Origin of the sequence: Paenibacillus xylanexedens (assembly GCF_007676705.1) — a bacterium.
In the GTDB taxonomy this organism is placed as follows: Bacteria; Bacillota; Bacilli; order Paenibacillales; family Paenibacillaceae; genus Paenibacillus; species Paenibacillus xylanexedens_C.
On sequence record NZ_VEBF01000008.1, the window covers coordinates 88,669 to 103,505 of the forward strand.

14 protein-coding genes are annotated in these 14,837 nt (G+C 45.0%); 11 read left to right on the forward strand and 3 right to left on the reverse strand.

Annotation, left to right across the window (positions count from 1 at the left end):
- Nucleotides 1-77: 77 nt before the first annotated feature.
- A complete protein-coding gene (locus FS628_RS26820; RefSeq protein ID WP_145326035.1) occupies nucleotides 78-1,088 on the reverse strand; it encodes an alpha/beta fold hydrolase in 1,011 nt (336 codons plus the stop codon).
- A 125-nt stretch (nucleotides 1,089-1,213) separates the two neighbouring features.
- Between FS628_RS26820 and FS628_RS26825 the strand changes: the two genes are divergently transcribed.
- Both FS628_RS26825 and FS628_RS26830 read left to right on the forward strand, forming a co-directional pair.
- Entirely contained in the window at nucleotides 1,214-2,098 is an 885-nt protein-coding gene (locus tag FS628_RS26825; RefSeq protein WP_145326037.1) for a LysR family transcriptional regulator, read from the forward strand.
- A gap of 110 nt (nucleotides 2,099-2,208) precedes the next feature.
- Nucleotides 2,209-2,673 carry an NUDIX domain-containing protein gene (locus tag FS628_RS26830; protein ID WP_145326039.1) on the forward strand — a complete coding sequence of 155 codons (465 nt, stop codon included), beginning with the start codon at nucleotides 2,209-2,211 and terminating at the stop codon, nucleotides 2,671-2,673.
- Nucleotides 2,674-2,835: 162 nt separating this feature from the next.
- Here the strand turns inward: FS628_RS26830 and FS628_RS26835 are convergent, their stop codons facing one another.
- A complete protein-coding gene (locus FS628_RS26835; protein ID WP_145326042.1) occupies nucleotides 2,836-3,183 on the reverse strand; it encodes a winged helix-turn-helix transcriptional regulator in 348 nt (115 codons plus the stop codon).
- A gap of 134 nt (nucleotides 3,184-3,317) precedes the next feature.
- On the opposite strand from FS628_RS26835, the gene FS628_RS26840 reads away from it, so the two are divergent.
- The 6 genes from FS628_RS26840 to FS628_RS26865 all read left to right on the forward strand — a co-directional run bounded on the left by FS628_RS26840 (nucleotide 3,318) and on the right by FS628_RS26865 (nucleotide 8,687).
- Nucleotides 3,318-4,232, forward strand: coding sequence for a DsbA family oxidoreductase (locus FS628_RS26840; RefSeq protein WP_145326044.1), 915 nt, complete (start codon nucleotides 3,318-3,320; stop codon nucleotides 4,230-4,232).
- Nucleotides 4,233-4,747: 515 nt separating this feature from the next.
- Nucleotides 4,748-5,533: a helix-turn-helix domain-containing protein gene (locus tag FS628_RS26845; protein ID WP_145326139.1), complete on the forward strand. Its 786-nt coding sequence runs from the start codon at nucleotides 4,748-4,750 to the stop codon at nucleotides 5,531-5,533.
- Nucleotides 5,530-6,177: a GNAT family N-acetyltransferase gene (locus FS628_RS26850; RefSeq protein WP_145326045.1), complete on the forward strand. Its 648-nt coding sequence runs from the start codon at nucleotides 5,530-5,532 to the stop codon at nucleotides 6,175-6,177. The genes FS628_RS26845 and FS628_RS26850 overlap by 4 nt, the downstream gene beginning before the upstream one ends.
- Nucleotides 6,164-7,183 carry an alpha/beta hydrolase family protein gene (locus tag FS628_RS26855; RefSeq protein ID WP_145326047.1) on the forward strand — a complete coding sequence of 340 codons (1,020 nt, stop codon included), beginning with the start codon at nucleotides 6,164-6,166 and terminating at the stop codon, nucleotides 7,181-7,183. The genes FS628_RS26850 and FS628_RS26855 overlap by 14 nt, the downstream gene beginning before the upstream one ends.
- Nucleotides 7,184-7,256: 73 nt before the next feature.
- Entirely contained in the window at nucleotides 7,257-7,820 is a 564-nt protein-coding gene (locus tag FS628_RS26860; protein ID WP_145326049.1) for a GNAT family N-acetyltransferase, read from the forward strand.
- 294 nt (nucleotides 7,821-8,114) lie between these two features.
- The gene (locus FS628_RS26865) at nucleotides 8,115-8,687 is read left to right on the forward strand and encodes a hypothetical protein (protein ID WP_145326051.1); all 573 of its coding nucleotides are present in this window, start codon (nucleotides 8,115-8,117) and stop codon (nucleotides 8,685-8,687) included.
- Between the two features lie 277 nt (nucleotides 8,688-8,964).
- Here the strand turns inward: FS628_RS26865 and arfA are convergent, their stop codons facing one another.
- Nucleotides 8,965-10,458 (reverse strand): arabinosylfuranosidase ArfA, encoded by a 1,494-nt coding sequence (gene arfA, locus FS628_RS26870; protein ID WP_186327989.1) that lies wholly within the window; start codon nucleotides 10,456-10,458, stop codon nucleotides 8,965-8,967.
- Between the two features lie 233 nt (nucleotides 10,459-10,691).
- Between arfA and FS628_RS26875 the strand changes: the two genes are divergently transcribed.
- From FS628_RS26875 to FS628_RS26885, 3 genes are all read left to right on the forward strand, one after another.
- A complete protein-coding gene (locus FS628_RS26875; protein WP_145326055.1) occupies nucleotides 10,692-11,624 on the forward strand; it encodes an ArsR/SmtB family transcription factor in 933 nt (310 codons plus the stop codon).
- A 232-nt stretch (nucleotides 11,625-11,856) separates the two neighbouring features.
- Entirely contained in the window at nucleotides 11,857-12,705 is an 849-nt protein-coding gene (gene licT, locus FS628_RS26880) for a BglG family transcription antiterminator LicT (RefSeq protein ID WP_145326057.1), read from the forward strand.
- Between the two features lie 158 nt (nucleotides 12,706-12,863).
- Nucleotides 12,864-14,801 carry a beta-glucoside-specific PTS transporter subunit IIABC gene (locus FS628_RS26885; RefSeq protein ID WP_145326059.1) on the forward strand — a complete coding sequence of 646 codons (1,938 nt, stop codon included), beginning with the start codon at nucleotides 12,864-12,866 and terminating at the stop codon, nucleotides 14,799-14,801.
- The last annotated feature ends 36 nt before the right edge of the window (nucleotides 14,802-14,837 follow it).

Sequence of the window (14,837 nt, forward strand, 5' to 3'; positions counted from 1 at the left end):
TTACTTTCGAGTTGTAGCGGAGAAAAGATTCACGAGTTCAGTGCACTTTTTTTACCTTTTACTCATTCTTTTTTTACTCATGTCTCCAAAAATCGCTTGAGATGACGATCGATAACAAGTGAATCCGCTTCGTTGGCTCCGATCCCAAAGCAGTGTCCCCACTTGGACTCTATAGGTTGAAAAACAGCATTCGGCATGTGCTGAACATCATACGCACTGTCCTCTGGCGTGAAGAACAAGTCACTTGACCCTGGCATAACGAGTGCAGGAGAGGTGATCTTGCTTAGCGCCTGTTCGAAGCTGCGTTCATCTACGGGATTATCGCTAATGTCTCCATGTATTCCTGTACGAAGCATGGTGATTAAGTCGTTAGCATCGAAGGATAAAAAGACCTGGTCCCAGTAATCTTCTACATAAGATTCCAAGGTATCGTAACCTTCGGATTGATACAATTTCTCCAAATAGTACGCCTGCGAGAACCCCCATGGAGCATAAGCTCTACCCATCGCTGCGAGACCAGCAACCGGTGGGCGCTCATATCTTCCGTTTTTAAAATTCGAATCTGCCGTTAACGCCGCGATCATGGCTTCGAATACCAGTTGTGTATGCGGTCTGCTCTTTGCGGTTCCGCCAAAGGGGGCAATACGTTCAACCATCTCGGGATAACTCGTTCCCCATTGAAAAACCTGCATGGCTCCCAGAGACCAGCCCACAACGAGTCTGATTTTGGTGATACCGAACTTTTGAGTGAGCAGTTGATGTTGGAAACGTACATTGTCATACATGGAGATGAGAGGGAAGTTTTCCTTATCGTATGGGGCAGGGGTATTGCTGGGAGAGGACGATAATCCGTTACCCAACATATTGGGCACGATGATAAAATACCGACTGGGATCCAGTGCCTTGCCCGTTCCAATTAACCATTCATTATCTGTGTGAAGTCCAGCAAACCACGTTGGAACGACAATAACATTGTCCTTTGCGGCATTTAAGGTTCCATAAGTCTTGTAAGCAATAAAAGCTTGAGGGAGCAGTTGCCCCGATTGAAGTAATGTGTCTCCAAGGTTATATGTATCATAATCGTTCATGGATAGATTCTCCTTTAAAATAAAGTAATAACTTGATTTCACTCTACAATAGGCATATCATCAATTCAACGAAACGTTATCGAACATATCATTCATTTATTTTGAACAGAGGAGGTGCCTGATTCATGGAGATACGCCAACTAAAAACCTTTTGGACACTTGCTTCGACCTGCAGCTTTCATCAAACTGCTGAATTATTGAGTTATGTACCGTCTACCATAACGATGCAAATCAAATCCCTGGAAGAAGAGCTTGGCGTGAAATTGTTGGATCGTTTAGGCAAAAAGGTCGTATTAACGGATGCAGGCGATCAATTTTTGCCGTATGCCACCAAAATCTTAAACGATGTAGAGGAAGCGAAATGCATATCTAGTCAGGACGGAGAATTGGCGGGAACGATTGTAATCGGAGCAGATGAAGTTCTATGTGCATATCTTCTTCCGGCCTTGTTCAAACGCTTCCGAGCGGAGTATCTTGGTGTGCGGTTATTATTCCGTCCGTTGTCTGGGCAAGAGCTTAAATCCAGTCTGAGAGAAGGACATGCCGATGTAGTTTTTGTATTGGATGAGCCTATTGCTTCCAAAGACCTTCATTCAGAGTTTTTAAAGGATGAGACCTTTCAGATGGTGGTGTCTCCCGATCATATGTTAGCATCGCGTTCCTCATTGATCGTTGATGACTTCCATAAACAGCATTTTTTGTTGACCGAAAAGAACTGTTCATATCGTACTCAATTTGACCAATCCCTACTGAAAAAAGGCGCGGATGCTCTGACAGAACTGGAGTTTCATAGTGTAGAAGCCATTAAACAATGCGCTGTGGCTGGTCTTGGGATCGCTCTGTTGCCTGAAATGGCTATGAAGAAAGAGTTGAGCGAGGGAGAGTTGGTTGCTTTGCCGTGGGATTTATCGGATGTATCCTTTTCTGCACAAATGCTCTGGCATCGGGAGAAGTGGATATCACCATCCATGGCTGCTTTCATTCAGACCGCAAAGAGTGAGTTGATCTGATTGTTCAGAATTTGTTTAGACGCATATGTTAAAATATTCTTCATGTAAATCGTGAAGTTAAACGGAATTAACCTTCAACAACTTGAGACAGAAATATATGGGGGATTACAATGGAGAGAAAGATTAGAAATTCTGCAAAAGCATTAATTATCAAAGATGGGAGAATGCTTGCGATTAGGCAGGAAGATAATGGCGATGTAATCTATATCTTGCCTGGCGGGAGCCAGAATGCAGGTGAAACGCTGACTGATGCCGTGAAGAGAGAAGTAGCAGCAGAAGTTGGAGTAGAAGTAGAGCCTTTATCATTGGAATTCGTAATTGAAGGTGTATATGGTGCAGCTCTTCATCGTGTAGATTTTGTTTTTTTATCCGAATACATAGGTTTAGTGGACAATGACAATTCTATTCTGCCAAGTGACGAAAACCAAGTAGAATATGAATGGCTCGAAATTAAAAACTTGATCCAACAACCTTTATTGCCCTCAAAATTACGAAAACAGATCGTTAGGTTGGTTGAGGGAGAAAAAACGGTCATGTATTTAGGAAATGAGGAACATGAAGACTTGAATGGTTAGATGTGCACACATCGTAAACAAGCGACCGTCTTGTATTTATAAATGAAAGGCTATTTCAAAGGACATGATAGTCCAGTGAAATAGCCTTTTTGCCGTTGAACAAAGTGTGCAGAGCGATTAGAAAATGAACATCTATGCTAAGGGGTTACATTAGGCCAGGTGTTATATTTCTTGTTCCTTCACGCCTGCTGTCATATTTTTCTGACCCCACATTACCACGGATTCAATTAAGGGAACCAATTCCTTGCCCGATTCTGTGAGCGAATACTCCACTCTCGGTGGCACCTCGTTATATTGCTCCCGATGCACGATGCCGTAATGAATCAAATCCTTCAAACAGTTCGTTAGCATCGTTCCGGTAATGCCAGGCAGTCTTCTTTTTAATTCATTGTAACGTATACAGTCATTTTCACTGAGGATTGCCAGGATCGGAAGATTCCACTTGCCTCCAATGACCTGAAATGCATAAGTCGCTGGACATAACTGATCGAAATTAAACTCGTATTTCACTTGATACCCTCCAATAGTATACTTTTTGATACTAAGTCAGAAAAAGAATCGTACTTGTTCAGAAGATTGTAGACATTATAATCAAACTAACACAAGAAAATCAATTCATAAGACAATATAAAGGCGGGATAAACGTGAGTAACGAATCTATGATGTGTGATCTGGAAACAGGCGTATGTGGTGTGAATGAGGAAGAGGCGATGCAAGAAATCAATCTGAATCACGTTGAGAAAAGGATAACTCTTTATTACGCAACAGATCCGATCTGCTCTCACTGCTGGGCGCTTGAGCCTGTGCTTCATCGGTTTGTTGAGGAATACGGCCATTATTTTACGCTGCAAGTCAAAATGGGTGGGCTACTGGCTAACTGGAATGGTTTCTCAGATGGCGCTAACGGGATTCAGAAACCTTCGGACGTTGCAGAGCATTGGAAGGAAGTGGGTGAGCATTCACGTATGCCCATCGACGGTTCCTTATGGCACGATAATCCAATACTCTCTTCCTATCCGCCATCTCGCGTATTTAAGGTCATTCAGAGTACACACCCTGGGAAAGAACATGACTTTTTAAGACGTGCGCGTGAAGCCGTGTTTGCATTTAATCGAAATATTGGAGAAGATGATGTGCTAACGGATATCGTCAATCAACTGGGCTTGAATGGAAAAGAAGTGGTTGAGGCGGCTGCCCAGCAATCTGCACAAGAGTTATTAGAGGAAGACTTTGAGAGTGTCGCTAGTTTGGGAGTTAGAGGTTTCCCATCAATAGTCATTGTGAATGAAGAGAACCAAGGTATGAAAATTGTCGGAGCGCGTTCTCTTGAAACATATGTGCAAGCACTTCAGCAGGTGCTTGGTGGTGATCTGAAACCCAAACAGATAACCTCGTTGGAGCAGAAAATCGATAAGGGACACCTTCTTTTTTCTAGAGAAATGGAGGTCATGTACAATCTCGAAAAGACTGATATTGAATCATATGTGAAATCTGAATTGGCAGAGCACACATATCGTGTGGGTCATATTTTGAATGAGATGTATATTGAGCATATCTGAGGAAATAACAAGAAATTGAATTAGCACATTTTTATGGAAAGGGTATTATCAATATTGAGATGAGCCTCGATCCGGTGTGATTTTAAATATTCGCAGGCTAGATGGAGTGAATCTAACGGGCAGGTCACATATGTGGCTTGCCCGTTTTGTGTATCATTGAGTATAAGTGGTGTTCTTTCCACGCTATATACTGGCTTATCATGAGATTTCTGGCAGGTCAACGCAACGTTGAAGAGATACATAGAAAAAGGGCAGGAACCTAGACCATTTTTGGTGCGTTTGTTGGACTGATTTTTATTGGGGTTTCTATCGGTATGTCCCCCCCAATAATATGATTACATACATTGTAATACCACCTCGAAAATAGAAATCAAATCCAAAGCAGGTCAGCGATATGACTTGCTTTTTTGGTACATCTGTGAAAAAACTGATTTGAATTGAAAACGAGGCTTGACCTTGGGTCGGACCTAAGGTTTATGCTATGTACAGGAAGAACAGCGAAGGTGGAGATGACAGTGAATGCTGAAATTACAATTAGCGAATTGGCCAAGCTGATGCACGTATCGGTACATCAAATTCGTTATTTTGAGGAAAAGGGAGTGTTGCATCCGGCTTACACAGGTGATAATCAGTACCGAATGTATGGCATGGATGAAGTGTACAGGCTTGCCCATATTTTATTGCTGCGTAAGATGGGGCTGTCCGTTCAAGTGATCAAAGAATGTCTTACACGTCTGACTCCCGAAGAGATCACACCACTCTTTCATCAGGCACTGACCGATACCGAAGCCGAGATTAAGAAACATCAGGAGACCAAGCATTTTATGGAGAAGTTATTGGAGGAAAAAGCACATCTTGCCGATCCGGTGGAGACAGCATGTAACATCATTCAGCGCGAAGCCACGCCGCTATCGCTATGGTTTGAGATGGAGGCTACTGCCACGCTGAATGCGCAGACACTTGTACAGCACAAAGGCGAGATCACCAATCTGTTTGAAGCAGATCTCCATTATGTCTACGATTCGTCCGGCATCGTAGGCATGTACACTCCCACTCAGAAAGGAATGCATCATCTGATGCTGCCATCGGGTACGTATCTGTCCTGTCATCTTTTTGTGGAAAATGAAGAACAACTGGCTGCTCACATTCAGCATTTTTATGCTAACGCCGAAGAGGTGGGATATGTCTGTCAGGGGCCACTACTCATGGTGGAAAAATCGTATTTATCGTTGTTCACACCCGACAAGTTTCATTATGAATTACTGTCACAGATCATAACAGAACAGGAGGTTGCCTTATGACACATCTCGTTCAGATTGAACGCATCCAGCCTGATCGTTACAAAATAGCCAGCGAACTGATGGCTTATGGATTTGGACATAAATTCCAGAGATCCACTGCAATGTCCTTGTCAGATCTGGCTACAGCCTTTGAGCAGATGCTGCATCATGTTCCCCAAGATACTGGAAATCTGCGTGTGGTCGCACGAGAAGACGATGTCATTGTGGGCACGATGTCTTTGAAGTGGAAGCCAGGCTCTCATGAACAGATCGCTGGAAAGGTGAGAGGTTCCCAGGTGTGGGACGCTTGCTATCACATCGGCACTTTGAGACGCCTTCTGATGTTAACGGGAATTCATTTGCTGAAACACGAACCTGTGACGCAGGAATGTTACATCGAGGATATCGTTGTGCATCCACAACATCAGAGCAAGGGAATCGGCAGACAATTACTCGCCTGGGCGCAGCAATACATGCTGCAATCCCGGCAGATGTCGTATCTCAGTCTGCATGTGGCAAGTCACAACCTGAAAGCCATTCAGATGTACGAACGTCTGCAGTTTCACACACAAAACAGTACAAAAAGCTGGATGACCGGCATGCTTCTCGGTGAACAACAATGGAATTATATGACCCGCAAAGGAGACGATCATGCTTCAACGTAAAGGAATCTGGATTTCACTACTCGTCTTCATTTTATTAATTGTTGGTACAGGAACGTACATTGTCGTGCAACAGGACTACAGTATGGTCGAACAACACATCGAAATTCAAACCCCACAAGGCAAACTGACCGGTACACTGTCTCTGCCTGAGAACGAATCAGGCAAGCTGGGACTCGTGCTTTTCATCCATGGTGATGGTCCGATTGATTCGACACATAGTGATGGATATAAGCCATTGTGGGAGCGCCTTGCTTCCATAGGATACGCTTCGTTGTCGCTGGACAAACGCGGCATAGGTGGTTCCGAAGGCAACTGGCTGAATCAAAGCATCGATGATCGTGTAGTTGAAGCCGAGCAGGCTATCGCTTGGGCGAAAGAGCAACCGATGATTGATGGTTCCAAAATTGGTGTATGGGGAGCAAGTCAGGCGGGGTGGGTCATTCCCAAGCTTGCAGGCAAGGAAAATCTCGCATTTAGTATTCTCGTTTCTCCAGCGATCAATTGGCTGAGACAGGGAGAATACAACACACGGAGTCAAATGGCCAAGGATGGATTTTCGGCCACTGAGATACAAGCACAGATGGATTACGATAACAAGATCAATGATGTGTTGAAACGTCATGGTTCTTATGAGGAATACATTAGGCTTGCACGTCAAGGTGAGGAGCAGATGATCAAGGATCGTTGGAACTTTGTGAGTAAAAACTTCACAGTGGATGCAACGGAGGATTTGCACAATTTCAAAACACCAGTCCTGCTATTGCTTGGAGAAGATGACGTCAATGTCGATATCAAGGATACCGGGCGTGCATATCGTCAGGAAGTCAAGCCGTCGTATTTGCTTCACGAGAAGATTTTTCAAAATACGGAGCATTCGATGCTTCCTACATCCATTGCAGGCTCGGAATGGAGAATAGGGCTGAGATTCCTGTTTGCTCCAAGAAGTATTACCACCGCTGGGTATATGGACGAGATTGAACAATTCCTGACCAAATTGGCGTTATAAAGAGAACAGGTTGAGCACCGATTTTATATCGATTCGTATTAGAAGGTATAATAAAATTCTGGAGGCGAACAAGATGCTGGAATTAGAGTTTACTACTATAGAGGAGTGGGATGAAGCAATGTGGGTACGGATGGAGCGGATCTATCATGAGGCCTTTCAAAGCGGTGCGAAGACAAAAGTGATTCTGCGCAGTATGCTGAACCGAGGGGTTGGTTATTTACACACGGGCGTGCATCAGGGAAAAGTGGTTGCGATGGCTGTTACTGGACTGGAGGGGAAGGCTGTGGACCGCATTCTGATCATTGACTACCTCGCAGTTGATCAGAAGCTGCGCGGGTTGGGCATAGGAACCTGGATGCTGGAGCAGCTTAGAGCCTGGGCATTAAGGGAACATGAGATCAAAGGGATACTTATCGAGGCGGAGTCCGGGACAACGGGGGCTCATCAGGAACGCATTCAGTTCTGGCAACGAAACGGGTTCATCCTGACCTCCTATGTCCATCAATATAGAATGGTGCCAGAACCATATCAGGCAATGATGCTGCCACTGGACAGAAGCACGCATGTGCCTGATGATGGTGAGGCACTGTTTCGTTATATCAATGCTTTTCACAAGGTTGCTTACCGGAAGAGTTAGACCCCTCAAACTATTTCACAATGGAACAGCTCAGAGCCAAGTCTAAAAAGCGGTCCACGCAAGCAATATTGGATGCCGCTTACGGCCTGTACCACAAGAACATGTTTACCATTAGGCAAGCCGTATCTAAAATGCGCAGATCAGATTATCGTACCATATTATGAAGCGATTTAACTTTATCCAATGAAGCGCTGGTCATTTTTCAATTTCGGCACACGGATGTACTATTCGCACAGGCAAGTCGTCCACCCATTGCGTAGACTGAAGTAGATCAAGTCAAGTGAGGTGAATTCCATGGCTAAAACCAATGAAATACACGTCCGGGTGAAACGGCTCAAGGATCGCCCAGTCTGCGTGACTCTTCATAATGGCGAAACGTACGTCGGGTACATCTCTGGCGTAAACAGCGAAGGCGTAGTGCTTACCGGGGGCGGAAAGCTTACTCAGGCCGCAATCACAGCACCCTCATCTGAAGGCAGTGCTCGCAAAACCAAACCTAAAGCAGGGGCTAAGAGAAAAACAGCCTCCTCTCGGAACCGTAAACGGGTGAACAGCACTTGTAAGTCGCAGGTGCGATCCCGGTCGATGTCTCGTTCAACGTCACGGCCAGCTCAGGTATCCTCTTTCATGCCTATGCTAGGCTCATTGTTAGGTGGCTTCGGCGGAGTTGGCGGTGCAGGCTCAATTGGAGGTATGTTAGGCGGTGGTATGCGGTTGTTTGGCATGATCCAGCGGTTTACACCTGTGGTCAAAATGGGGTATGGCATGATTAAGCAGATTCAGCCATTTATGGGGGCAGTTCAAGGGCTGATGACTCCAGCGAGTCAAGCTACGGCAGAAGCAGAAACGGAAGTCCAAGAGGGATAACACCGTAAACAATGCGGATAAAGTAGAACATGACCTTCGTTGAACTTATTAACGAAGCAATGGTGCTGTGCTAGGTGATGTGCTCCATATATTATCCATTCGATACTTCACTGCAAGCTGCTCTCCGTATTTTAGGCGGAGGGTGGCTTATTTGCTTATGCTGCATACGAGAAAGAAACGAAGAGAGAAAACAAATACACCCCGTACAACTTCTCTGTACGGGGTGTGAAAAACAATGCTGATGTTGCAGAGTAGAAGCAACTCTATTCCGCTGTTATTAAACCTGTTTGGTTTTCAGACGAATGACGTTCCACGACGCTTTGTTCAGCACAGCTTGCACTTTACCTTGATCTACGGTTGTGTGCCCACCGTTGTGAGGAACGACGTTGCGTGGGTTTTCTTTCGTATTGGTTGCTTTCAGATCGTTGTTCTCCAGTACGATATGCTCCACAAATGTGGTTTCTCCGAAGGAACGCAGATCCACATTCAGTTCCATTTGCTCATCCAGATGTCTGTTCACCGCAAAGATCGTGATCGTACCGTTTTCTTCATCATGTACACTGATCGCTTCAAGGTAAGGCACATCCGTGAAGTCTTTGGAGTCATATTTAGGTGAAGAGGTGATGGACCGCAACACCGTACCGCGTCCGAAATTGGATGCGTGCAGGAACGGGAAATACGTCGTCTGGAACCAGATCGCTCCGTTATTCTCGGTCATGATTGGTGCAATGGTGTTAATCAACTGAGCAAGGCAAGCCATTTTTACACGGTCGGCGTGCTTGAGTATGGTAATCAGATAACAGCCCACAGCTAGTGCATCTTCATGTGTATACACATCTTCAAACTCTGGAGGCGCAATCTGCCACCGTTCTTCCATACGGCTTGTGCCGATGGATTTCCAGACATTCCATTCATCCAGAGACAGCATTAATTTCTTTTTGCTGCGTTTCTTGGCTTGTACAAAATCACAGATTGAAGCAACACTATCAATAAATTGATCCAGATCCAGCGATGTCGCCAGGAAGTCATACGTGTTGTCTTTATTGTTGTTGTAATACTGATGCAGGGACAAGTAGTCCACATTTTCATAGGTGAGATCAAGCACGGTTGCTTCCCAATCTGCAAATGTACTCATGTCACGGCTGGAACTGCCGCAAGCCACAAGCTCGATATCCGGGTCTACCCATTTCATCGCTTTAGCGGTCTCATTGGCAATACGGCCATATTCATATGCAGTCATTGCACCAATCTGCCAAGGGCCGTCCATTTCGTTGCCTAGACACCAGGTTTTGAATTTATGCGGGTCCTTGTAACCGTGAGAGATACGCAGATCACTCCAATAGGTGCCAGAAGGATGGTTGCAGTATTCCACCAGGTTTCTTGCTGCGTCAATGCCGCGAGTACCCAGATTTACAGCCATCATCACTTCGGTTCCAACCAGTTTGGCCCAATCTGCAAATTCGTTTGTTCCTACCGCATTTGTTTCAATAGTCCACCAAGCGAGTTCAAGTCTGCGTTTGCGGTCGGCTACCGGGCCCACACCGTCTTCCCAGTTGTAACCGGATACGAAATTGCCACCTGGATAACGAACGATGGGTACGTTCAGAGCCTTGATCGCTTCAATGGCGTCCTGACGGAAACCTTGAGCATCCGCAGTAGGATGACCTGGATCATAAATACCACCATATACAGCCCGTCCCAAATGTTCTACAAATGAACCGTATACACGAGGGTCTACTTCCGCAATCTGAAAATCTTTATCAATAAGCATCTTGGATGTAAGCAATGGGAAAACCTCCATAGAATTAATTTTAGGTGTGTAAGAAACTTTATTTCACGATGAGTTCGCATAAAAGCAAAATCAACTGATTGATTTGTTATCTAATGTGTATCATAATGCTATTATATTGAGCAAGTTTATTTCGCAGGGTTCACTAAATAACGAATTCTAAATCAATAAATCAATAATATATTGAATTCTATAGAGATAGGGAAGTGAAGTTCATGATGCTTGGCACGGATGCCTCATCCTTGATCATATATGAGGCGCTCGCCAGCGAGGCCCGTTTAAATATCGTTCGCTTATTATTGCAAAACAGGGAGATGCATATCAATGCGCTTGCCAAAGAGCTGTATCTGAGCAAAGCCATCGTTAGTACACATGTGAGCAAATTGCAGAAAGCGGGCATCGTAGGCAGCCGCATGAAGCGTGAGAACGGTGGAACGTATAAATACTGCTTTATTCTGCAAGAATTTATGACTATCAATCTCTCCCCTGAACCCGTTGATGCTCCTTATCATGAAGTATCTATTCCCGTTGGTCAGTATACGGATTACGAAGCCTGGCCCACCTGTGGCATTGCAACAACAACGCAAATGATTGGGCAATATGATACCCCGGCCTGCTTCATGGACCCGGATAGGGTAAATGCGGGTATTCTTTGGTTGGCACGAGGATTTCTGGAATATAAGATTCCCAATTATCTGAATACAGAACAGCATCTCCAGGAAATTGAGATTTCACTCGAACTCAGTTCGGAAGCACCCCAAGTCAATGAAAACTGGCCTTCCGACATCCGCTTTTCCCTTAATGGTCATCACCTCGGAACATGGACAAGTCCAGGGGACTTTGGGGATCGGAAGGGCAAACATACACCGCTATGGTGGAAATTGGACGTCAATCAGTATGGTGTACTGAAGGTGCTGCGCATTAACGGAGAAGGGACGTTTATGGATGGCCAGCGCATCTCGGATGTGCGCGTTCAAGACCTGAATCTGGGTACATCCACCTATTGGACCTTTGGATTGAAGCCGGAAGAGGGAGTAGCTGGCCGAGGCGGGCTTACCCTGTTTGGCAAAGGTTTTGGCAACTATGATCAGGATATTCTGATTCGATACTATTATGATGCTCAGGAAAACAAGACTCCAGATGAATAGGTTATGCGTTTTGATGTCAGTTTATAGAGGGAAAGTTCCACGATGAACCACATGCAGAACAATTCCAGAGTAATGGTATTGACAACGATTACATAGCTGATATAAGATACAGCTATATAAGGAGTGTCACTGATTCGATCAGGCACCACCAAAGTCTGGATTTCACAAGTTTGTTTATTACTTGTGTATTGGACATTGGTGGTGCTTTTTGCATACTGGGGGTGATTACATCATGAGGTTTAAAAAATCGTTAAATAACAACATCGCACTGGCGGAAGACGCCGAAGGCTGTGAAGTCATTGTCATCGGAACAGGTGTTGGCTTCAAAAAAGTAAAGGGACAGCCAATTGAGCAGAGCCAGATCCAGAAAATGTTCCGAATCGGCTCGAATGATAAATATCAGCGAGTCGAGCAGTTTCTCAGCGATATCCCTCTGCAAGTCATCGATATTACGGATCAGATTATTGAAGAAGGCAAGACGATGATCGGAAAAAAGCTGAATGACTCGATCCTGTTAACACTTGCGGACCATATTCATTTTGCGCTGGATCGTTTCAAGAAAGGCGTAGATGTGCAAAATCCGCTTCATTGGGACATTCGCCATCTATATCCTGCCGAATACCGTGCCGGAGAATGGGCAGTTCAAAAAATCAATGATGCTTTTCAAGTCTCATTGCCATCTGGTGAATCAAGTTCAATTGCCCTTCATTTCGTGAACTCACAATTCGACTCGGGCAGTATGAACCAAACGATTAAAATTACACAGATGATTAATGACATTTTAGGTATCATGACAGAACATTTTGGAATGGCACTGAATCAGGAATCTGCTGATTTTTCCAGGTTCATCACCCATTTGAGATACTTTATTGTTCGTCAGTTGAACCGGGAAGTGCTCTCGTTTAAAGATCAGCAATTTCTATATGATGTATTGTCGGAGCGATATCCTGTCAGTTTCCAATGCGCACTCAAAATAAAGGAGGCGATGGAGCAACAACGCGGATTCGTGATTACTCCCGATGAGATGGTATATCTCATGATCCACATCGAGAGAGTGACATCCCGTACCGATACGGATTGATCTCCATACAACCTGTTTGAAGTTATACCATCATCAATATGAATTGAATATGGAGTGTTACTGATTCGATCAGGCACCACCAAATGTTTCCGACTCCGCATATGCGGCGGGCCGGTATTACATTTGGTTTTTTTTTCGCCAAAAAAGGAGGAAGCAACATGAATCACCGGGAGTTGTCCAAAGAAATTATCCAGTTAACAGGAGGACAAGAGAATATTACCCAAGCCTGGCATTGCATCACACGGCTTCGTTTCAACGTTCGAGAGCAAAACAAAGTTCAATTGGAACAGATCAAAGCACTCGATGGTGTGCTCGGCGCACAGTTTCAGAACGATCAGTTTCAGGTGGTAATTGGCAACCAGGTTGCAGCCGTATATGAGCAGATCGAGGATCAGATGAAGCAGAGTGGCATATCGAAGCCCGAAACAGACGCGCCACGCTCTAAAGGGATTAATGCTGTTTTGGATACGATCTCCGGCATTTTCACTCCGATTCTGCCTGCCATCGTAGGTACCGGGATGTTAAAGGGGATTCTGGCACTACTCGTTACACTTGGAGCGATACAGGAGAAAAGCGGTGAGTATCAAGTTCTGTCTTCAATCGCAAATGCGGCCTTTTATTTCTTGCCTTTTCTTCTGGCTCTATCATCAGCCCGCAAGTTCAAAGTGAATGAATATATCGCCCTGACGCTTGCAGGTACTTTATTGTATCCTACGATGCTGAACGCGTATCTGGCAAACCAGCTTGAACCGATTCGTTTTCTCTCGCTGCCCGTGTCCATTGTGAATTACACCCAGTCCGTTATTCCCATTATTCTGGGTGTGTGGCTTCTGAGTTATGTGCATCGCTGGGTGGATCGTTTTATTCCCGGTCCGGTCAAAGTCATCTTTACCTCGATGATTGTGCTAGTCATCACGGTGCCGATTCTATTAATTGCGATTGGCCCCTTAGGGAATTACATGGGCATCTATCTGGAAATGGGCACTTCTTGGCTCTTTGCCCATTCGGGTCCGTTAACCGGCATTATTCTTGGCGGCTTCATGCCTCTGATTGTTATGACGGGAATGCATTATGCGTTCTTCCCAGGCACATTGCAGAATCTGAGCAAACTCGGATATGACGTACTTTTGCTGCCGATCAACCTGATAACCAATATGAGCCAGGCTGGTGCAGTCACGGCTGTTTTCCTCAAGACCAAAGATAAAAGAATGAAATCCATTGCTTTATCCAGTGGTATATCCGCCTTGCTTGGCATTACTGAACCCGCACTGTACGGTGTCACCTTGAAGCTGAAAAAACCATTTTACGCTTCACTCATCGGTGGAGCAGCAGGGGGTGGATTTATTACCGCAGTGGGTCTGAAATGCTTCGGTTTTGCTGTACCAGGATTGCTTTCACTTCCGTTATACATTGGGCCGAATGGTGGCATGTCCAATTTCTGGTATGCATTAATCGGAATAGGCATCAGCTTTAGCGTTTCCTTCGTGGTGACTTTGCTGCTCAAATGGGATGAGCCAAATACACGCAATTCCGCCATGTCCGACTCAACACAAACATTAACCGAACAGGAACAGGAGACAACCACTGCCTTTTCTCAAGAAATGGTGACATCTGTAACAGTACATTCCATTGAGGAAAAGAAAGGGGAGGTTTTCAGCCCGCTCATTGGTGAATTGGTGCCGCTATCAGAGCTTCCGGATCAAACGTTTGCCGAGGAATTGACCGGGAAAGGTATTGCAATTCGTCCGCAGGATGGACGTGTTACAGCTCCTTTTGACGGAACCGTCACGTTGGTTGCCAAAAGTAAACATGCGATTATGCTGACCTCATCCAGTGGAATCGACATTCTCATTCATGTTGGACTAAACAGTGTGTCGCTCAAAGGGAAATATTTTGACGTGAAGGTTGTTGCCGGACAAGAAGTGAAGAAGGGTGATTTGCTTCTGGAATTTGATATGGATGGCATTCAGGGTGCGGGTATTGATCTTGTGACACCAGTCATCGTAACCAATACGCCGGATTACCTCGATGTAGTACCAGTTCAGGTGAAGGGGGTGATTCCAATGAATGAATTGCTTCTCCTCACCGTTCGTTGACAGCTTCATGAATATACCACATACAAAAAAGGAGAG